At 67.8% G+C, this 19,683-nt stretch carries 22 protein-coding genes and 1 riboswitch; of the genes, 13 read left to right on the forward strand and 9 right to left on the reverse strand.

Going from position 1 to position 19,683, the window contains the following annotated elements; genetic code table 11:
• The first annotated feature begins 5 nt into the window (after positions 1 to 5).
• A complete protein-coding gene (locus tag KK141_RS18670; protein ID WP_214572615.1) occupies positions 6 to 779 on the forward strand; it encodes a CPBP family intramembrane glutamic endopeptidase in 774 nt (257 codons plus the stop codon).
• A gap of 1 nt (position 780) precedes the next feature.
• On the opposite strand, the gene KK141_RS18675 is transcribed toward KK141_RS18670, so the two are convergent.
• On the reverse strand, positions 781 to 1,158 hold the full coding sequence (locus KK141_RS18675; protein ID WP_214572616.1) for a DUF423 domain-containing protein: 378 nt from the start codon (positions 1,156 to 1,158) through the stop codon (positions 781 to 783).
• A 72-nt stretch (positions 1,159 to 1,230) separates the two neighbouring features.
• Here KK141_RS18675 and KK141_RS18680 point away from each other — a divergent pair, with 72 nt between their 5' ends.
• Together KK141_RS18680 and KK141_RS18685 are read left to right on the forward strand one after the other, a co-directional pair.
• Complete coding sequence (locus KK141_RS18680; protein ID WP_214572617.1) at positions 1,231 to 1,848, forward strand: SCO family protein; 618 nt, start codon at positions 1,231 to 1,233, stop codon at positions 1,846 to 1,848.
• A complete protein-coding gene (locus KK141_RS18685) occupies positions 1,845 to 2,315 on the forward strand; it encodes a copper chaperone PCu(A)C (RefSeq protein WP_214572618.1) in 471 nt (156 codons plus the stop codon). The genes KK141_RS18680 and KK141_RS18685 overlap by 4 nt, the downstream gene beginning before the upstream one ends.
• 62 nt (positions 2,316 to 2,377) lie before the next feature.
• Here KK141_RS18685 and KK141_RS18690 read toward each other — a convergent pair whose 3' ends face one another.
• The 7 genes from KK141_RS18690 to KK141_RS18720 all read right to left on the reverse strand — a co-directional run bounded on the left by KK141_RS18690 (position 2,378) and on the right by KK141_RS18720 (position 10,623).
• Positions 2,378 to 3,232 (reverse strand): cytochrome c oxidase assembly protein, encoded by an 855-nt coding sequence (locus KK141_RS18690; protein WP_214572619.1) that lies wholly within the window; start codon positions 3,230 to 3,232, stop codon positions 2,378 to 2,380.
• Positions 3,233 to 3,311: 79 nt separating this feature from the next.
• On the reverse strand, positions 3,312 to 5,207 hold the full coding sequence (locus KK141_RS18695; RefSeq protein WP_214572620.1) for a GldG family protein: 1,896 nt from the start codon (positions 5,205 to 5,207) through the stop codon (positions 3,312 to 3,314).
• Positions 5,204 to 5,938, reverse strand: a complete 735-nt coding sequence (locus KK141_RS18700; RefSeq protein ID WP_167257780.1) for an ABC transporter permease subunit — start codon at positions 5,936 to 5,938, stop codon at positions 5,204 to 5,206. The genes KK141_RS18695 and KK141_RS18700 overlap by 4 nt, the downstream gene beginning before the upstream one ends.
• A complete protein-coding gene (locus KK141_RS18705; RefSeq protein ID WP_214572621.1) occupies positions 5,935 to 6,888 on the reverse strand; it encodes an ABC transporter ATP-binding protein in 954 nt (317 codons plus the stop codon). The genes KK141_RS18700 and KK141_RS18705 overlap by 4 nt, the downstream gene beginning before the upstream one ends.
• Positions 6,889 to 7,064: 176 nt before the next feature.
• Positions 7,065 to 8,411, reverse strand: coding sequence for a polyketide cyclase (locus KK141_RS18710; protein ID WP_214572622.1), 1,347 nt, complete (start codon positions 8,409 to 8,411; stop codon positions 7,065 to 7,067).
• A 225-nt stretch (positions 8,412 to 8,636) separates the two neighbouring features.
• Complete coding sequence (locus KK141_RS18715) at positions 8,637 to 9,278, reverse strand: response regulator transcription factor (RefSeq protein WP_026635939.1); 642 nt, start codon at positions 9,276 to 9,278, stop codon at positions 8,637 to 8,639.
• Positions 9,279 to 9,399: 121 nt separating this feature from the next.
• Complete coding sequence (locus KK141_RS18720; protein WP_167257783.1) at positions 9,400 to 10,623, reverse strand: sensor histidine kinase; 1,224 nt, start codon at positions 10,621 to 10,623, stop codon at positions 9,400 to 9,402.
• Positions 10,624 to 10,865: 242 nt separating this feature from the next.
• On the opposite strand from KK141_RS18720, the gene KK141_RS18725 reads away from it, so the two are divergent.
• The 5 genes from KK141_RS18725 to KK141_RS18745 all read left to right on the forward strand — a co-directional run bounded on the left by KK141_RS18725 (position 10,866) and on the right by KK141_RS18745 (position 14,044).
• Positions 10,866 to 11,483 (forward strand): GNAT family N-acetyltransferase, encoded by a 618-nt coding sequence (locus KK141_RS18725; RefSeq protein ID WP_214572623.1) that lies wholly within the window; start codon positions 10,866 to 10,868, stop codon positions 11,481 to 11,483.
• Positions 11,480 to 12,265, forward strand: a complete 786-nt coding sequence (minC, locus tag KK141_RS18730; RefSeq protein WP_214572624.1) for a septum site-determining protein MinC — start codon at positions 11,480 to 11,482, stop codon at positions 12,263 to 12,265. The genes KK141_RS18725 and minC overlap by 4 nt, the downstream gene beginning before the upstream one ends.
• An 81-nt stretch (positions 12,266 to 12,346) precedes the next feature.
• On the forward strand, positions 12,347 to 13,162 hold the full coding sequence (minD, locus tag KK141_RS18735) for a septum site-determining protein MinD (RefSeq protein ID WP_214572625.1): 816 nt from the start codon (positions 12,347 to 12,349) through the stop codon (positions 13,160 to 13,162).
• Between the two features lie 5 nt (positions 13,163 to 13,167).
• Positions 13,168 to 13,452 carry a cell division topological specificity factor MinE gene (gene minE / locus KK141_RS18740; protein WP_167257787.1) on the forward strand — a complete coding sequence of 95 codons (285 nt, stop codon included), beginning with the start codon at positions 13,168 to 13,170 and terminating at the stop codon, positions 13,450 to 13,452.
• A gap of 85 nt (positions 13,453 to 13,537) precedes the next feature.
• Complete coding sequence (locus KK141_RS18745; RefSeq protein WP_214572626.1) at positions 13,538 to 14,044, forward strand: hypothetical protein; 507 nt, start codon at positions 13,538 to 13,540, stop codon at positions 14,042 to 14,044.
• An 84-nt stretch (positions 14,045 to 14,128) separates the two neighbouring features.
• Here KK141_RS18745 and KK141_RS18750 read toward each other — a convergent pair whose 3' ends face one another.
• Positions 14,129 to 15,352, reverse strand: a complete 1,224-nt coding sequence (locus tag KK141_RS18750) for a multidrug effflux MFS transporter (protein WP_214572627.1) — start codon at positions 15,350 to 15,352, stop codon at positions 14,129 to 14,131.
• A 116-nt stretch (positions 15,353 to 15,468) separates the two neighbouring features.
• A riboswitch (Fluoride riboswitch) is annotated at positions 15,469 to 15,576 on the forward strand.
• A 65-nt stretch (positions 15,577 to 15,641) separates the two neighbouring features.
• Between KK141_RS18750 and crcB the strand changes: the two genes are divergently transcribed.
• The 5 genes from crcB (at position 15,642) to KK141_RS18775 (ending at position 19,548) form a co-directional block, all read left to right on the forward strand.
• A complete protein-coding gene (gene crcB, locus KK141_RS18755; protein ID WP_214572628.1) occupies positions 15,642 to 16,028 on the forward strand; it encodes a fluoride efflux transporter CrcB in 387 nt (128 codons plus the stop codon).
• 13 nt (positions 16,029 to 16,041) lie between these two features.
• Positions 16,042 to 16,380, forward strand: coding sequence for a DUF190 domain-containing protein (locus KK141_RS18760; protein ID WP_214572629.1), 339 nt, complete (start codon positions 16,042 to 16,044; stop codon positions 16,378 to 16,380).
• 32 nt (positions 16,381 to 16,412) lie between these two features.
• The gene (gene cfa / locus KK141_RS18765; protein WP_214572630.1) at positions 16,413 to 17,531 is read left to right on the forward strand and encodes a cyclopropane fatty acyl phospholipid synthase; all 1,119 of its coding nucleotides are present in this window, start codon (positions 16,413 to 16,415) and stop codon (positions 17,529 to 17,531) included.
• Between the two features lie 75 nt (positions 17,532 to 17,606).
• Positions 17,607 to 18,647, forward strand: coding sequence for a proline iminopeptidase-family hydrolase (locus KK141_RS18770; protein ID WP_214572631.1), 1,041 nt, complete (start codon positions 17,607 to 17,609; stop codon positions 18,645 to 18,647).
• A 31-nt stretch (positions 18,648 to 18,678) separates the two neighbouring features.
• Entirely contained in the window at positions 18,679 to 19,548 is an 870-nt protein-coding gene (locus tag KK141_RS18775) for a TraB/GumN family protein (protein WP_250901864.1), read from the forward strand.
• Positions 19,549 to 19,683: the final 135 nt, after the last annotated feature.

The raw sequence follows: 19,683 nt of genomic DNA on the forward strand, positions 1-19,683 counted from the left end.
CCACCATGCCCGCCCTGCCCGCTACCGGCGCGCCGCGGCTGAAACTGGCCCTGGCGCTGGGAATCGCCGCGGCCATCGCCACGCTGGCGCTGTTTCCCTATCTGATCGTGCTGATGCCGCGGCTGACGAAGCTGCCGGTACCGGTTCCGCTGCTGGCGATCCTGCAGTCGCTGCAGGCGGGCGTGCTGTGCGGCCTGCTCGCCTGGTTCGGCCTGTGGCTGGGCGAGCGTTATGGCTTGAGTGCGCCGTGGCTGCGCGCATGGATCTACCGCGAGCCGCGGCCGCAGGGAAACTCGAGATGGCTGCTGGCGATCGTGCTCGGCCTCGCATCGGCCCTGCTGGTGCTGGCGCTCGACTGGCATGGCCAGGTGCATGCCGCCGCGTCGCAGTTGCTGGATCAGGCCTGGCGCGGCGCGCTCGCTTCGTTCTACGGCGGCATCGCCGAGGAAACCTTGTGCCGCCTGTTCCTGGTCAGCCTGCTGGTATGGCTGCTGGCACGCCTGGGCGCCGGCGCGCGGCCTTGGATGTATGTCGTGGCGATCGTGCTGGCCGCGTTGCTGTTCGGCGCCGGCCATCTGCCTGCCGCCGCTTCCGCGGGCATGCTGCACGGCCCGCTGTCGTACGTCCGCATCATTGCCTTGAATGCGCTGGTCGGCCTGCCCTGCGGCTGGCTGTTCTGGAAGTACGGACTGGAACACGCGATGGCCGCGCACTTCAGCGCCGACCTGGTGCTGCACGTCGGCGCGCAGCTGGCGCTGGCGGCACTCGCCGGCAGCTGAGTCAGGCGCCGCGCCGGCTCGCACCCCAGCCCAGCAGCAACCACCCCGCGATAAACGCCACGCCGCCCAGCGGCGTGATCGCGCCGAACCAGCGCGGCGCGCCCAGCGCCAGCGCATACAGGCTGCCGCTGAACAGCACGATGCCGATGGCGAAGGCGATCACCGCGCGGCGCCGGTGCGGTGCGTCGAGCACGAACAGCGCCAGGCACAAGGCCAGCGCATGCCACACGTGGTAGTTCACGGCCGTATGCCACAGCTCGGTGCCGCGTTCGTCCAGCACGCCGCGCAAGGCGTGCGCGCCGAACGCACCGAGGATCACCGCGCTGGCGCCGGCGAAACCGGCCATAAGGCCGGCGGCGGAACTGACACTTTGTCGCATGGGAAAGGAGTCCTCGGGCTGGCGGCCGTGCCGGTGTCGTATGCTGGCGCGATGCCGATCCAGGATTCTCGCATGAAGCCCCGACGCCTCGTCCGCAGCCTGTTCCTGCTCCCCCTGCTGCTCGCTGCGCTGCTGCTGGCCGGCTGCCAGCGCGGCGACGAGCTGCCGTGGAAGCTCACCAATGTCACCGGCCATATGCCGGACCTCGACTTCAAGCTGGTCGACGACCACGGCAAGCCGGTCACCGGCGCCGACTACCGCGGCAAGGTGGTGCTGCTGTACTTCGGCTACACGCATTGCCCCGACGTATGCCCGCTCACGCTCGCGCAACTGCACGTGGTGATGCAGCGCCTGGGGCCGCTCGCCGATGGCGCGCGCATCCTGTTCGTCAGCGTCGACCCCGCGCGCGACACGCCCGACGTGATGCACGCCTACGTCAACGCCTTCGATCCGCGTGCCGTGGGCCTGTCCGGCGAACCGCGCGCGCTGGAGGCGCTGAGCAAGCGCTATCGCTCCGCGTACACGCGCGAACCGGACAAGGCCGACGGCCAGTACGAAGTGAGCCACAGCTCGGCCATCTATCTGTTCGACCGCGACGGCAAGGCGCGCCTGCTCTCCACCGCCGCCGACGCCCAGGACGACCTGGTCCACGACCTGCACCTGCTGCTCGACCCCGGAGCCAAGCCATGAACGCACGCTGCGCTTTCCTGTTCGCCGGCCTGCTGTTCGCGGGCGCGGCCAGTGCCGGCGATGCCGAGCATGTCGCGGCGAGCCGCGGCTGGATCCGCGTGATGCCCGGCGCCCTGCCCGCCGGCGGCTATGTGGTGCTGGAAAATCATGGCGACCATCCCGTGTCGCTGCGCTCGGCCAGCAGCCCGGCCTACGCCGACGTGATGCTGCACAAGAGCAGCACCGACACCGGCATGGGCCGCATGGAAAGCGTCGATGCGCTGCCGATTCCCGCGCACGGCAAGGCGGCGCTGTCGCCCGGCGGCTATCACCTGATGCTGATGAAGGCGGCCGCGCCGGTGAAGGTCGGCGACAAGGTGCGCGTCACGCTGCGCTTCGCCGATGGCAGCACGCTGGATACGGAGTTCGAGGCCAAGCCGGCGAATACGGTGGATGGTGGCGACATGCCGGAAATGCATCACCACTGACGTAGGTTGGGGTGGCAACCCCAACATCGCTCATCTGCATTGGCACCGCATTGTTGGGGTTATCACCCCAACCTACGCTCGAGTTGCAACTGCCGCTTCGACTTGATCCGCCCATTGCGCGACAGGCGCACCCACTGCCGCAGCGCCAGCAGGCCGCCGATCGATTCGATCAGCGCCGCCGGCACCCACATGATCACGCCACCCACCAGCTGACCGGTCAGCACGTTGAAGGCGAAGGCGCGGCCGCAGATCTCGAAGATCGGATAGAGATCGCTCTTGGAAAAAGTGACGATGGCGCCGGCGAGGATCTGCGGGCTCATGGTGATGGCCGGCGACAGCACGCGCACTCCCGGCGTCATCCGTCCCGGCGGACGCGGGCGGTGATCCAGCACCAGCCACCAGTAGCTCAGCCCGCTGAGCATCATCGACCAGTTCATGAAGCGGTAGATGCGCCAGTCCAGCATCGCCAGCGTCTGCATCGCCGGGATCAGCCAGATCAGGATGAAGCCGACGAACAGCACCGTCGCCACCGCCGGGTTGAGCAGCACGCCGGTCACCGCGCGCCACGGCCAGGAACGCTCCAGCGGCCGCAGCGCACGCGCGCGCCACGCCAGCGGCAGGCCCGCGCGCAGCACCGTGCCCGGATACGAAGCCACGATCAGCAGCGGCGCCAGGTGATGCAGCAGCACCTGCTGGATGCGGTGCATGAAGAATTCGTGCTCGGCGTAGTAATCGAAGTACGTGTGCAGCGACACGTAGACGATGGCCATGCCGGTCCAGAACGAGAGCTTGCGGCTGAAGCTCACCTGCAGCTGGCGGCTGCCGCGCACATACAGCGCGCAGATCGCCACGAAGCTCAGCAGAAAGACCCAGGAGAACTCCCAGGGCACGATCCACTTGAGCAGGCTCGACATCATCGCGGTTCGGATCCCGGCGCACGGCAGGCGCCAAGCATAGTCCCGCCCCTTGCCGGCGGGACTGCGGCAGATGCCCGCATCATGCGCGGCGCCGGTTGCGGCGCGAGCGCCGCCAGCCGTAAGCCAGGCCGAACAGCGTGACCAGGGCCGGCACCAGCACGATATTGAGGAACTTCAGGCGCATGCCCAGCGCGTCGATCTCGGCGTTGAGCTGGTGCTGCACGTCGCGCAGCTCCTTGTTGATCGCCAGCTGCCGCTGCAGGAACTGCTCGATCTCCGCGCGCTGCTCGGTGCTGGCGTTGTCGCTGCGCGCGGCCTTGGCCGGCTGCAGTTCGGACAGGCGGCTGCGGGTGACGGCCAGCTCGCGCTGCAGCTCCTGCTTCTTGGCCAGGAACTTCTGGTCCGCCGCTGCCTGCAGCGCCAGCACGCGGGTGAACGGACGCTGCGAACTGGTGCGGCCGTGGATCGACAGCAGCTCGGACGAGCCGCTGAGGTTGTCCGCCAGGTTGGTGACGAAGTCGCCGTTGTTGGCCAGCGCGCTCAGCTGCAGCGGCCCGAGCAGGCTCTGCGAGTACGACACCCACAGGCGGTCGGTGAGCAGGTCGGTATCCGCCACCAGGATCACTTCGGCATTGGCCTGCGCGATAAACCCGGGCTGTTTCGCGCGCTCCGGGAAAGCCGAGGGGAAGCTGCCGCGCACGCGGCCGGCCACCACGTAGCGGGTGTTGTCGGCCTTGTAGCCGTCCAGCAACGCGTTGGGGTCGGTGGTGGCTTCGCGCACGCGCTGCGCCGGCACCACTTCGGCGTCGGTGGTGGTCTGCATCAGCGGGATCAGGCGCGTGGTGGCCTTGGGCGAGAGATCCAGATAACCGACGCTGGACAGATTGATGCGCTGCAGGCTCGCCGTGGTGACGTCGCCGTGGTTGAGCTCCTGGCCGGTGAGGCCAAGCATGGCCGGATGGTTGGCCGCGCTGTTGTCGGCCAGTTCGATGCGCAATGCGCGCGAGCGGTCCAGCACCACTTTCTGCGGATCGAACTGCACGCCCCAGGCTTCGAACAGGCGCTGCAGATCGGAGTCGTGGTCGTCGATCACGCCGTTGCTGTCGACGAAGGGTGTGGTGTCCAGTTCCGAATACGGATCGACGAAGGCCACCAGATGGCCGCCGCGCAGCACGTACTGATCGATCGCATACAGCGCGCCGTCGGACAGGTGCTTGGGATGGATCAGCAGCAGCACCTGGATGTCGTCGCTGACGCGGTCGAGCTTGTTCGGGTCCAGCGACTTCACTTCGAACAGCTGGCCGAGCTGGCGGATCACCGTCCAGGGTTCTTCGCCCAGCACCGGATTGCCCTGCACCGGCAGGCTGCTGATCACGCCGATATGCGGCTTGGCCGGCTCGTTGAGCTCGTACAGCAGCTTGGCCACGTCGTATTCGAGAAAGGTCTCGCGGCCCGGATCGAACAATGGGATGGCCAGGTTCTTGGCGCCGGGACGGGTCTCGTTGTCGGCCTCGCCGTCCTGCAGGCCCGGCAAGGTGGTGCCGACCAGGCCGAAGAACACGCGCTCGCCGTTGGTGCCGCCGCTCAGGGGACTCAGCCCGCTGCCTTCGGCGGCGGCTTCGTCGTCCGAATACGGCACCGGGTCCACCACCTGCAGGCGCAGGCGGCCATGCGAGCGCGCCACCATTTCCTGCAGCAGCTCGCGCACGCGCTGCTCGTAGCTGCGCAGCTGCGGCAGGTCGCGGGTGGAGTGCTCGGAGAAATACAGGGTGAGCCGCAGCGGCGCGCGCAGCTTGTCCACGATGCGCACGGTGCCCGGCGTGAGCGTGTAGAGGCGGTCCGAGGTGAGATCGAAGCGCGTGGCGCGCATCCAGCGGCTGCCGGCCACGGCCAGGGTCACCGACACGGCCACCAGCAGGATCAGCAGGCCGATCACGCGCACGCGGCGGGAGAAGGCGGGACGCAGCAGGCTCATGGCGTGCGCTTCAGGTCGAGCACCAGCACGCCGGCCGTGAGCCAGGAGGCGATGCACAGCACGAAGTACAGCACGTCGCGCACGTCCAGCACGCCGCGCGCGATCGCCTCGAAGTGGCGCAGCAGGCTCAGGTGCGCCACGCCGTTGAGCAGGCGCCGCGGCACCGAGCCCTGCAGGAAATCCAGCACCTGCGGCTGGCCCGCGAGCAGCAGCAGGAAGCACACCACCATGGTGAGGATGAAGGCCACCACCTGGCTCTGCGTCAGCGCGGACAGGCAGGCGCCGATGGCGAGGAAGGAACCGGCCATCAGCCAGCTGCCGAGATAACCGGCAACGATCACGCCGTTATCGGGCGAGCCCAGGTAGTTCACCGTGATCCAGATCGGGAAGGTCAGCAGCAGGCCGATGCCCATGAAGAACCACGCAGCCAGGAACTTGCCCAGCATGGCCTGCGCTAACGTCATCGGCAGGCTGAGCAGCAGCTCCAGCGTGCCGCCCTTGGCTTCCTCCGCCCACATGCGCATCGATACCGCCGGCGCCAGCAGCAGGTACAGCCAGGGATGCATCACGAAGAACGGCTGCAGGTCGGCCTGGCCGCGGTCGTAGAAATCGCCGGCATAGAACGTGAGGATGCCGGCCAGCACCAGGAAGATCACCAGGAAGACATACGCCACCGGCGTAACGAAGAAGCTGCGCAGTTCGCGGCGCGCGACCGCCATCACGGGGCTCATGCGCCGGCCTCGCGCACGGGCTCGGGCCTGGTCTGGCCGGTGGTGATCTGGCGGAACACTTCGTCCAGGCGGCCGCGTTCGAGCTGGATTTCCGACACTTCCAACCCCTGCTGGCGCAGCAGCAATTCCACCGGTTCCAGGATGCGTTCGCCCGGCCGCGGGAACACGGTGATGCGTCCGTCCAGCGGATCCACTTCGATCGAGGCCACTTGGGGCAATCGCCCCAGCATCTCCTGCGACACGCCGCTGCCCGGCGCGCTGAAGGACACCGCGCCGTGATAGCGCGAGCGCGCTTCCAGTTCCGCTGGCGTGGCATCGGCGAGCAGGCGGCCGTTGGCGATGATCACCACGCGGTTGCACAGCGCGTGCACTTCTTCCAGCAGATGGGTGGAAATCAGGATGGTGCGCTCGCGCGCCATGGTGTCGATCAGCTGGCGCACGGCGTGTTTCTGGTTCGGGTCCAGACCGTCCGTGGGTTCGTCCAGCATCAGCACCGGCGGGTTGTGCACGATGGCCTGGGCCAGGCCGACGCGGCGGCGCAGGCCCTTGGACAAGGTTTCGATGCAGGTGTCGAGCACTTCTTCCAGCTGCAGATGGCCCACCACTTCCTCGAAGCGCCGGAAGCCCTGGTCGGCCGAGAGGCCGCGCGAGCGCACGATGAACGTGAGGAATTCGCGCACCGTCAGCTCGCCGTAGCTGGGCGCGCCTTCGGGCAGATAGCCGAGCGCACGCTTGGCCTTGAGCGACTCCTTGCGCACGTCGTGGCCGCACACGCGCGCGGTGCCCGCGGTGGGCCGCAGGAAGCCGGCGATCATGCGCATCACGGTGGATTTGCCGGCACCGTTGGGACCGAGCAGGCCCAGCACCTGTCCCGGTTCGGCGCGGAAGCTGAGCGCGTCGACCGCGGTGAGCGTGCCGTAGCGACGGGTGAGCTGTTCGGTTTCGATCATGTCCGGAGCGGAAGGAAAAACGACGGAATGGTCGTGGGCCCGAGCGGCGCAGCGACGAAGCAATGTACCCCATCGAAGCGGAAAAGTTCGCGCCGCCGCGCCGTGCAAAAAACCGCGCGCAAAGAAAAAGGCCCTTCGCGAACGAAGGGCCTTTCGATCTTGCGCAGCGCTGAGGCTTACTGCTGGCCGGCGCTGGCGGCCGAGGCCGGAGCGGCAGCGGTGCCCGACGAGGCCGGGGCCTGCGTGGCGCCCGTGTCCAGCGACGGCGGCTGCAGGTTGGCTTCCTGCTCCGGGGTCTTCTCCGGGGCGTCGCCGGTCAGCGGCAGGTAGATGGCGAACTGCGCGTAGCTGGTGACCTGGTCGCCCTGCTTCACTTCCGGCTTGACCAGGATGTCGTACGGGCGGTTGACCACTTCGTCGAACTTGTAGCCGTGGGTCTGCGAGTAGGCCTTCAGCATGTCGCGGGTCTGCGGCACGCCGGCGGCGGTACCGTTCCAGATGCCCTTGAGCGCCGGGCCGCCGAAGGCGAGCACGCCACGCACGTCGTTGTCGACGATCAGGCGGCCGAAGCGGTCGGTGTTGCCGGGGGTGTTGTCGCTGGCCGGCGCGGCAGCGGTGCCGCTGCTGGCGGGAGCGGTGAGGTCCGGCGCCTTGGCGGCGGTCAGCTCGTGGCTCTGGCCGTTGACGGTCAGGCTGGTGGCGCTGATCGGCAGGCCCACGTCGAACGTGTAGGTCTGGTCGCCATAGTTGGTGGTGAAGATGGTGCGCGGACCGGTGACGGTCACACCCAGCTTCTTGGCGGCGGCCTGCAGCTGGCCCTCGGCCTTGTCGGTCGCTTCGTTGAGCGCCTCGAGGCCGCCCTTGCGCTCGATCGAGCTGGACACCAGCAGCATCGGCGTGGGCTGGGTCTGCTCGATGTAGGGGATCAGTTTGCCGTAGTCGATGTTCTGCACCGAGGCCAGCACGTTCTGCAGATCGTTCAGGCTGAACTGGATGAAGGCATCCGGGTCGCCGTGGATGTACAGGTTCGAGTAGCGGTCGACCAGGTTGAAGCCGTAGGCCACGTCATACGACCAGGTGATCTTGGTCAGCTGGCCGCGGCTGCCCTGGCGATCCAGGTCCAGCGTGAAGTGCTTGTCCTGGCCGCGCCAGTCGTTGTCCAGGTTCCAGACGATCTTGGCGGACTTGGCGGTCGAGTCGATCTTGTCGAACGACGGCTCGGCGGTGGCAACGGTCAGCTTGCCCTTGCCCACCTTGTCGTCGTTGCTGCTCCAGCTCAGCTCCGCGCCCGGGCCATAGGCCTTGCCGGAGAAGGTGAACTGGGTATTGCGGTCGTATTTGCGCTGCACCGTGAAATCGGGGTAGCGGCGGAAATTGGCGAGCACGTCGTACACCTGACGCATGTCCTTGCCGACCACCAGCGACCTCTCCACATGGCCACTGCCAGGCATGATCACGCCCACCACGACGCCGACCACGACGACGATGACTAGGGCAACAATGAATTCAAGAACACGCATCATTCCAGGGCTCTCCGAACATCTCTCTTGGCGGCACGAGTGCGTCGCCGGAGACCGGTCCGGCACGGATGCGCTTCCTTATGAAAAGCCCGAAGGAATCGCATTCGTGACAGGGGTCGGCCAGCGCCGAAGCCACCGATGGTACCGGTTCATGGCCTGGAACGCTATCCGCCCCGGAGGGCGCCCCGAAAGGCCCCGGAATGGGCCTTCCGGAGCCTGCGCGGGGCCTTAGACGATGCCCAGTTCCAGCGCCTTGAGCACGGCGCGGGTACGGTCGCGCACGCCGAGCTTGGAGAGGATGTTGGACACGTGGTTCTTCACGGTGCCCTCCGCCACTTTCAGGGAGTTGGCGATCTCCTTGTTGCTGTAGCCGCCGGACAGCAGGCGCAGGATCTCGGTCTCGCGCTCGGTCAGCGGGTCCGGCTGCTCGAGGCTGGTGAACTGGTTCTGCATGCGGCCGACGCCGGCCAGCAGGCGCTGGGTGACCATCGGCGCCACCAGCGAACCGCCCGCGGCGACGGTGCGCACCGCTTCCACCAGCTGTTCCAGTGACACATCTTTAAGCAGATACCCGCGGGCGCCGGCCTTCAGGCCCTGCAGCACCAGCTGGTCGTCGTCGAAGGTGGTGAGGATGATGGTCGGCGGCAGTTCGTTGCGGGCGGACAGCGCCTGCAGCACTTCCAGGCCGCTCATGTTCGGCATGCGCAGGTCCAGCAGCACTACGTCGGGCTTGATGCGGGGGATGTCCTGCACGGCCTGGGCGCCGTCGGCGCATTCGGCCACGACGCGGATGTCCTCAGCCAGATCCAGCAGCGAGCGAACGCCCTGGCGTACCAGGTTCTGGTCGTCGACAAGACACACGGAAATCATCGCGGTTCCTCGGAGCGATTGCGTTCCCCGGCGCCATCGCCGGGGACGACGGGATAGACAGCGGCGCGGCCTTCCAGGCCGGCCGCCCATTCTGGCATGGCTGAAGGCAGGCGGTGCGGACTCACGACACGCTCAGGGCGGGCGGCTCGAAGCGGGTCGGCGCATGCGCCAGGGCCGATTCCTCGCCCAGCGGCAAGCTGACGTTGAGGGCGAAGCCCTGGCCGGCGGCGGTGTCCACCTGGACCGTGCCGCCGAATTCCGCCAGCCGCTCGCGCATGCCCGACAAGCCGTTGCCGGGGCGGAACTGGTCGGCGCCGCGGCCGTCGTCGCGCGCACGCAGCTGCAGCACGCCGGCTTCGTCGTAGCAGAAGTCCAGCCACAGGTTGCGCGCGCCGGCATGGCGGGCGGTATTGGTGATGATTTCCTGCGCCACGCGCAGCAGCACCTGGGCGCGGCGCGGGTCCTCCACGCTGAAGCGCGGCGGCGTCTCCACGTGCACGTTCAGGCCCGGCACGCCTTCGACCAGGCTGCGCAGCGCCTGGGTCAGGTCGATGGCGTCGTCCTGGCGCAGCTCGCTGACCACCTCGCGCACGTCGCTGAGCAGGTGCTTGGCGGTGGCCTGGGCCTTGAGCACGTGCTCGGCCGCGGCGGGGTTGCTCAGGTGGCTGGCCACTTCCAGGTTCAAAGTGAGCGCGGTGAGGTGGTGGCCGACCAGGTCGTGCAGGTCGCGCGCGATGCGCATGCGCTCGGCGATGCGGGTGGATTCGGCCAGCAGGGCGCGGGTGGCGCGCAGCTCGGAATTGAGCCGGCGCTGCATCTCGCGCTCCTCGGCCTGCTGGCTGGCGATGACCGAGGCGACGAAGCCCACCGCCGAGAAGCCCGTATAGATGCAAGCCTGCAGCAGGGCCAGGGTCACGCTGTAGTTGAATTCCGGGAAGGTCGAGAACAGCACGGCCAGGCCCAGGCACTGCAGCAGGATCCACGCCACGCTCAGCCAGAACGGCAGCAGCCACGGCAGGATCACCGAGGACACCACCATCAGGATCGCCGACAGGCCGCTATGGCTGTACCAGCCCACGGCCAGGGCCGAGGCGGTGATCAGGGTCAGGCCGACCAGGCGCGCCCCCAGGTTGCGGCGCGAGCCCAGGTTGCTGGTCAGCAGCAGGTACAGCACGCCGAACAGCAGATAGAACAGCGACCACAGCAGCAGCGCGAAATTGGGCTGGTGCAGCCGGTCCATGCGCTCGACCGCCCACTGGATGATCAGCGGCGTGCCGGAACAGACGTAGGCGAACAGGCCGGTCAGGCGCAGCAGCCGGATATGATTGAAGTTGGACCATCGCATGCGAAGCATCATAGGCCGGAGGTCCCGTGGTGCAATGCGCGAGAAGTCACTGGCCCATCCCTGCCAGAAGCCATGGCAGGCAGGCCCGCGGCCACCGCACTGTGCGCTTTACAAAGGTTTTACATGGTGCGCCGTGATATGTGCGCCCCCTGCCCCCGTGTCATAATGCGCCCCGATACGTGGGGCCGTCAGCCGGTCTGTCCCGAGCAATCTCTTTAGCAACATCTATTGCGGAGCAACGAATGGCCCTTGCCATCCGCGACGTGCGCGAGCACGACCTGGATGCCGTGCTGGCGCTCAACAACGCCGCCGGGCGCACCATCCTCGCCCTGGACGCCGGGCAACTGCGTTACTTCTACGACCACGCCGATTATTTCCGCGTGGCCGAGATCGACGGCCACATCGCCGGTTTCCTGATCGCCCTGCGCGAGGGCGGCGGCTACGACAGCACCAATTACCAGTGGTTCGGCGAGCGCTATGCGCAGTTCGTCTATATCGACCGCATCGTCATCGCCAATGCCTACCGCCGCCACGGCCTGGGCCGCATCTTCTATTGCGACGTGACCAGCTACGCCGAAGTGCGCGCGCCGCTGCTCACCTGCGAGGTGTTCCTGGAGCCGCGCGACGACAAGGTGCTGCTGTTCCACGGCACCTACGGCTTCCAGGAAGTCGGCCAGCAGCGCATGGGCGAGGAAGGTCCGCAGGTCAGCCTGCTGGCCAAGGAACTGCCCAGCTACCCCTATGTGCGCGAAACCTACCTGGAGCGCGGCGGCCTGCCCGACGTGAGCTGGCTGGCCGAGCGTCCCCGTCCCACCCATAACAATGACAAGCGCCGCCTCGCTGGAGAGCGGCGCCCGTGAATGCCCGCATGGATACCACCGATGTCTGCGACCTGCGCTTCGGCCAGGTCGGTATTGCCAGCGTGCGCGTGCGCCGTCCCGACGCCGCCGCGCTGTTCGAGGAATTGGAGCGCCGCGTGCGCACCGCGCCGCAGCTGTTTTCCCGCGCCGCGGTGATCCTCGACTTCAGCCACCTGCTCAACCTGCCCGACGACGGCATCGTCGACGCCCTGCTCGAAGCGGTGCGCAGCGCCGGCATGCTGCCGGTGGGCCTGGCCTACGGCACCAGCGAGACCGAGGCGCTGTCGCGCCGCATGGGCCTGCCGCTGCTGGCCAAGTTCCGCGCCGCCTACGAACCCGCCGACGGCGGCAGCATCGCCCCGCCGGCCGCCGCGCCGGCGCCGGCAGCGCCCGCCGCCGCACCGGTTCCGGCACCCGCACCCGCCGCGCGCGAGGCGGAACCCGCGCCCGCCGGGCTCGGCGGCCAGTACCACGACGGCACCGTGCGCTCCGGCCAGCAGATCTATGCGCGCGATCGCGACCTGATCGTCACCGGCGGCGTCGCCAACGGCGCCGAGGTGATCGCCGACGGCAGCATCCATATCTACGGTGGCCTGCGCGGCCGCGCCATGGCCGGTGCCCAGGGCGACGCCAAGGCGCGCATCTACGTGTCCGACTTTCGCGCGGAACTCGTGGCCATCGCCGGCCACTACCGCGTCTTTGAACAGTTGCCGAAGGACCTCGAAGGCCAGGCTGTGCAATGCTGGCTCGACGGTGAAAAATTGCTGATCGCGAAACTTTGACGCGGCGCCGCCCGCCTGCAACGATCGCGACATTACTAATCGCAACACCATTACAAAAAACAAATTCTGGGAGATGAACCCTTGACCGCAGAGATCATCGTAGTCACCTCGGGCAAAGGTGGCGTGGGCAAGACCACGACCAGCGCCTCGCTCGCCACCGGCCTGGCCATCCAGGGCAAGAAGGTCGCCGTGATCGACTTCGACGTCGGCCTGCGCAACCTCGACCTGATCATGGGCTGCGAGCGCCGCGTGGTGTACGACTTCGTCAACGTCGTGCACGGCGAGGCCACGCTCAAGCAGGCCCTGATCAAGGACAAGCGCTACGAGACCCTCTACGTGCTGGCCGCCAGCCAGACGCGCGACAAGGACGCGCTCACCCAGGAGGGCGTCGAGAAGGTGCTGCAGGGCCTGTCCGACGAGGGCTTCGACTACGTCGTGTGCGACTCGCCCGCCGGCATCGAAAAGGGCGCGCACCTGGCCATGTACTTCGCCGACCACGCGGTGGTGGTGGTCAATCCGGAAGTCTCCTCGGTGCGCGATTCCGACCGCATCCTGGGCCTGCTGTCCAGCAAGACCCGCCGCGCCGAAAAGGGCGAGGACGCGATCAAGCAGCACCTGCTGCTGACCCGCTACAACCCCGCGCGCGTGGCGGTGGGCGAAATGCTCAGCGTCAAGGACGTGGAGGACATCCTCGGCATCTCGGTGGTCGGCGTCATTCCGGAATCGGAAAACGTGCTGGCCGCATCCAACTCGGGCGTGCCGGTGATTCTCGACGAGACCTCGCATGCCGGCCAGGCTTATACCGACACCGTGGCCCGCCTGCTGGGCGAAGAGCGCCCGCTGCGCTTCCTCGAAGTGCAGAAGAAGGGCTTCTTCCAGCGCGTATTCGGAGGTTGAACGCGATGGGTATTCTTGATTTCCTCAAGCGCAGGCCTGAGCCGTCCGCCGTGGTGGCCAAGGAGCGCCTGCGCATCATCGTGGCGCAGGAGCGCTCCACCCGCGGAGCGCCCGACTACTTGCCGCTGCTGCGCAACGAGCTGCTCGAAGTGATCAAGAAATATGTCCACGTGGACATCGAAGCGATCAACATCAACGTCGAGCGCGACAGCGGGCACGAGGTGCTGGAACTCTCCGTCGCCCTGCCCGAGAACGACAAGCCCGGTTCGACCGCTCCGGTCGCCGGCTGATGCACCGCCGGCGGGCCAGCGCGCCCGCCGGTGTCTTTCCCTCATGGACTTCCGCGCCGGGCAGCCGCCCCTAGCGCAGCGACGCATGCCAGACACCCCCGCCCCGCCCCACGTGCTGCGCCTGGCCGACATCCAGGAAGAACGCGCGCGCGCCCTGCTCGCCCGCTACGGCCTGAGCTTGCAGCGCGTGCCCGACGAGCAGCCGATACCCGGCAGCTTCTGGGGCGACGAGGAAGCCGGCATCATCGGCACCGTGGTCTACGCGCGCGGCGACACACCGGTGCATTCGCTGCTGCACGAGGCCGGCCATCTGATCGTGCTGCCGCCTGAGCGGCGCGCGCAGGTGCATACCGACGCCACCGATTCGATCGCCGAAGAAGACGCCACCTGCTATCTGCAGATCGTGCTGGCCGACGAGCTGCCCGGCGTCGGCCGCGCGCGCCTGATGGCGGATATGGATGCCTGGGGCTACAGCTTCCGCCTGGGCTCCACCGCGGCGTGGTTCGCCGAGGATGCGGAGAACGCGCGGCAGTGGCTGGTCGAGCATGCGCTGCTCGATGCGCAGGGACACCCGATCTTCGACACGGTGTAGGTTGGGGTGAGCCGAAGGCGAACCCCAACATCGCCACCTTCAAATGCATCGCATCGTTGGGGTTCGCCTGCGGCTCACCCCAACCTACGCCGTTTCGCCTACCGCTTCGCGCGTCTCTACCGCGCGCCGATACCACCGCCACGACACCCAGCCGAGCACCGTCAGCCCCGACGCGCCCAGCGCCAGATAAAGCATGTGGCCGGCCAGCAGCGGCGACAGCACACCGGCCACCACGCTGCACAACAGCAGGCTGGCGAAAGCCTGCACCGAGGACGCACCGCCGCGGTGATGCGGAAAGCGGTCGAGCAGCAGCAGGGTCAGCGTCGGGAACGCCAGCTGCACGCCGATGCCATGCAGGATCAGCGGCAGCATCGACCACGGCAGCACCGGATCGGGCATCGCCAGCGCGAACAGCACATGCAGCACGCAGGCCGCCAGCATCGAGGCGTACCCCAGGTTCACCGTATAGACCTGGCTGCGCCGCACCGCGAGCCGGCCGGACAGCCATGCGCCGGTCATCAACCCCGCCACCACCGGCAGGAACAGCCAGGGAAAGCCCTGCGCCGACAGGTGCAGCAGGTCGCGCACGATGCGCGGCGCCGAGGCGATATACAGGAACAACCCGGCGAAGTTCACCGAGCACGACACCAGCAGCGGCCGGAACGGCAGGTCGCGTCCGAAGCCGACATAGCCGGCCAGCAGCTCGCGCGGCGCGAAACGCGTGCGCGCCTCCGGCGGATGGCTTTCGCGCAGCAGTAGCACCAGGGCCGTGGCCAGCACCGCGGTGAAACCCATCAGCACCCAGAAGATGCCGTGCCAGCTGCCGAAATAAAGAATCTGCGCACCCACCATCGGCGCAACCACCGGCGCGATGCTGAAGATCATCATCACCCGCGACATCAGCTGCTGCGCCGCCGCGCCTTCGTAGCAGTCGCGCACGATGGCGCGCCCCACCACCAGGCCGGCGCCCGCGCACATGCCTTGCAGGCCGCGGCAGGCCAGCAGCATCGGAAACGACGTAGCCAGAGCCGCGCCCGCCGAGGCCAGCGCATACACCGCGATGCCGGTCACCAGCACCGGCTTGCGGCCCACCGCGTCCGACAGCGCGCCGTGGAACAGGCTCATCGCCGCGTAGGTAAGCAGATACACGCTGATCAGCTGCTGCAGCTGCGCGTTGTCCACGCCGAACTGCGCCCCGATCAGCGGGAACGCGGGGAACACCGCATCGATGGAAAACGGGCCGATCATCGACAGGCCCGCGAGCAGCACCGGCAGACTGCGCTGCACGGCGCGGGGAGTGGCATTCATGGCGTGCAACGAGAGGGGGCGCGAGGCTTGCGAGTATAGGGGCGCGCCATCCGGGCCGCATGGTCCACTCGTCAGCTCAGGGTTGGCGCCATGCCGACACCTTCGGCTAGCATGCCCAAGGCAAGGGAGATGGCATGCCTCCCGTTCCGTGTCGATACGGACGAACCGCGCCGCGGCCCGATGCCTTCGCTTCGGGACCCGGCGCTGATGATGCCTGCACACCGGCTCGCGCCGGGGCGCAGGCGCGTGCCTGGTTCCGGAGGGCTGTAACCCCTTTAGGAGACTGCACGTGAGCTACACCGGATTCATGGTCATCGGCATCGGCGGCGCCCTCGGCTGCTGGCTGCGCTGGATGCTTGGCGTGCTGCTCAACCCCCTGTTTCCCACCGTGCCGCTGGGCACGCTCGCCGCCAACCTGGTCGGCGGCCTGCTGATGGGCTGCGTGCTGGGCGTGTTCGATCACTACCAGACCCTGCCGCCGGAACTGCGCCTGTTCGTCGCCACCGGCTTCCTCGGCGGCCTGACCACCTTCTCCACGTTCTCGGCCGAAGCGACCACCCTGCTGCTGCGCCAGCAATACCTGTGGTTCGCCGGCCACGTGGCCTTCCACCTGGTGGGTTCGATCGCGATGACCATCGCCGGCATCGCCGCCACCCGCCTGCTGCTGCGCGCCTGAAGGAGAAGCCCGGATGAACAACGACAGCATCCAGCAAGGCGGCCTGCTGATCTTCTATTGCCGCCAGCGCGCCCGCCACGACGGCAAGCTGGTGCACGAATGGCTGCTTGAGCTGGCCAGGCACCAGGGCATCGGCGGCGGCTCGGCCTTCCGCGCCATTGCCGGCTACGGTCGCCATGGCGTGCTGCACGAGGAGCAGTTCTTCGATCTGGCCGACGACTTGCCGGTCAAGGTCGAATTCCTGCTGGATGAAACCCGTGCCGGCACGCTGCTCGCCGCCGTGCGCGCGGCCGGCGTCGACGTGGTTTATGCATCGCTGGCCGCAGGCTTCGAGGTGCTCGGCAAGCACTGATTCCTTACGTTCCATCCCACCGCGAGGCACGCATGAGCCGGGATTCGCTGAAGCAACGCGCCGTCACCCTGCTGGAACACGCCGGCATCCATCTCGATGGCGGCGCTCCCACCGATCTGCGCGTGCACGACGACGACCTCTACGCCCGCGTGTTCGCCCACGGCTCGCTCGGCCTGGGCGAGGCCTATATGGACGGCTGGTGGGACGCCGAAGACCTGCCCGGCATGTTCACCCGCCTGCTGCGCTCGCACGTGGACCAGGAATTGAAAACGCTGGACACGCTGCTGGCGCACCTGAAAGCCCGCTTCATCAACCTGCAGCGCGGCGAGCATGCCTACGAGATCGGCCGCGTCCACTACGACCTGGGCAACGACTTGTTCCAGGCCATGCTGGGCAAGCGGCTGGTGTATTCCTGCGGCTATTGGGCCGAGGCGGACAACCTCGACGACGCCCAGGCCGCGAAACTCGACCTGGTCTGCCGCAAGCTGCGCCTGCAGCCCGGCCAGCGCGTGCTGGACATCGGCTGCGGCTGGGGCGAGGCGCTGAAGTTCGCGGCCGAGCGCTACGGGGTGGCGGGCGTGGGCGTCACCGTCTCGCAGGAACAGGCCGAGTTCGCGCGCGAGCTGTGCGCCGGGCTGCCGGTGGAAATCCGCCTGCAGGACTACCGCGAGCTGGACGAACACTTCGACGCGGTGTTCTCGATCGGCATGTTCGAGCACGTCGGCGCGCTCAACTACCGCACCTATTTCGAAGTGGCGCGCCGCTGCGTGAAGCCGGGCGGCCTGTTCGTGCTGCATTCGATCGGCAGCAACGGCGCGCCGTCGCGGCCGGACCCGTGGATCGAGAAATACATCTTCCCGAACTCGATGATTCCCTCCGCGCAGCAAGTGGCCGAGGCCCTGCAGGACCTGTTCGTGGTCGAGGACTGGCACAACTTCGGCGCCGACTACGCCCGCACCCTGGACGCCTGGCGCGCCAATTTCGACGCGGCCTGGCCGCGCCTGGCCGGCAACTACGACGACCGCTTCCGCCGCATGTGGCAGTTCTACCTGTCGGTGTCGGCGGCGGTGTTCCGCAGCCGGCGCGACCAGCTGTGGCAGCTCACGCTCAGTCCCGAGGGTGTGCCCGGCGGCTACCGCGTGCCGCGCTGAATCCCGCGGCTTGCCGCCGTGCAACGGGCGCGGGATAGTGCCGTATTCCAAGCGCCGTCGATGAGGGGAGTCGCGATGAAACGCCTGCTTGCCACCCTGGCCGCCCTGCTGTGCCTGTGCGCCGCGCATGCCGCCGACGCGCCCGCCCAAAGCAACCCCGCCAGCTATTTCGACAACAGCGGCCGCGACGACGTGCTCAGCGGCGGCGTCAAGACCATCGTGATCGACACCCCCAAGGGCAAGTTCCGCGTGTGGACCAAGCGCGTGGGCAACAACCCGAAGCTGAAACTCCTGCTGCTGCACGGCGGCCCCGGCGCCACCCACGAATACTTCGAAGCCTTCGACAGCTTCATGCCCGCCGCCGGCGTCGAGTACTACTACTACGACCAGCTCGGCTCGGCCTACAGCGACCAGCCCAAGGACGACTCGCTGTGGACCACCGCGCGCTTCGTCGAGGAAGTGGAGCAGGTGCGCCAGGCGCTGCACCTGGACAAGGACAACTTCTGCCTGCTCGGCCACTCCTGGGGCGGCATCCTGGCCATGGAGTACGCGCTGAAATACCAGCAGCACCTGAAGTGCCTGGTGATTTCCAACATGGTGGATTCGATCCCCGCCTATAACGTGTACGCGAAAAAGGTGCTGGAGCCGGCGATGGATCCCAAGCTGCTGGCCGAAGCCAAGCAGCTCGAAGCCAGCGGCCGCACCGCCGACCCGCGCTACATGCAGATCCTCACCCCCATGCACTACGAGCAGCACGTACTGCGCATGCCCGAGGCGCAGTGGCCCGATCCGGTGCAGCGCGCCTTCGCGCATCTGAACGAGCGCGTCTACACGCTGATGCAAGGCCCCAGCGAACTGGGCGCCAGCGGCCGCCTGGAGCACTGGGACCGCAGCAAGGACCTGCACCAGATCCGCGTGCCCACCCTGGTGATCGGCGCGCAGTACGACACCATGGACCCCGCCTACATGGCCTCGATGGCGAAGAAGCTGCCGCAGGGCCGCTTCCTGCTGTGCCCCAAGGGCAGCCATATGGCGATGTACGATGACCAGCGCACCTACTTCGACGGCCTCACCCGCTTCCTGCACGACGTCGAAGCCGGCCAAGCCACGCACTGACACCCGCCCGCCGTCCCACCTGGAGTTGCCGTTGAAGCCGTTCCGCCGTATCCGCGTCCTGTTCGCGCTGTGCCTGCTGCTCGCCGCTCCCGCCTTCGCCAACCCCGGCCTGTGGGTGGCGAAGAAGGACCAGGCCACCGTCTACCTGTTCGGCACCGTGCACCTGCTGCCGTCCGACGCCAACTGGTCGTCCAGGCAGCTGGACCAGGCCCTCGGCGCCAGCAGCCGCCTGGTGATCGAACTGACCGACGACAACCCCGCCAACATGCAGGCGCTGGTGATGAAGTACGGCCTCGACCCCGCGCACCCGCTGTCCAGCAAGCTCTCTGAACGCGACCGCCACCGCCTGGAACGCGCCGCCGAAGAAGCCCAGCTCCCCGGCGGCGCCGCCACCCTCCAGGCCATGCGCCCCTGGCTCGCCGCCGTCTCCCTGGCCGTAGGCCCCCTGGTCCGCGCCGGCATGGACCCCGCCCAAGGCGTCGACAAGACCCTGCGCACCCTGATGGAAAAAGCCAACAAACCCGTCGAAGGCCTGGAAACCGCCGAGCAGCAACTACGCATGCTCGCCGACATGCCCGAACCCCTCCAACTCTCCTTCCTCCGCCAAAGCCTCGACGAAGTCTCCCAAGGCCCCGCCCGCCTCCGCGACCTGATCGACGCCTGGCGCCGCGGCGACACCGACGAAATCGCCCGCATCGAAGACGAAGACCTCCGCAAAGGCTCCCCCGAGCTCTACGACCGCATGCTGGTAAAACGCAACGAGGCCTGGGCAAAGAACATCGCCGAACGCATGAAACAGCCCGGCGTGACGTTCGTGGCCGTAGGCGCCGGCCACCTCGCCGGCCCCGACAGCCTGCAGAAGCAGTTGGAGAAGCTCGGCATCGAAGTGCAGCGTCAATAGCGCTTTTGAGCTTGTAACGACACTCCGCTCCCCGCTCCGCCCGGCCCCTCACCCCGACCCTCTCCCCGGAGGGGAGAGGGAGAAGTGCGGTGGCGTCGCATACAGGGGCGAAGAGCAAAAGCTGGCCTCGGTTCT

This window comes from Dyella sp. LX-66, assembly GCF_018599165.1.
In the GTDB taxonomy this organism is placed as follows: Bacteria; Pseudomonadota; Gammaproteobacteria; order Xanthomonadales; family Rhodanobacteraceae; genus Dyella_D; species Dyella_D marensis.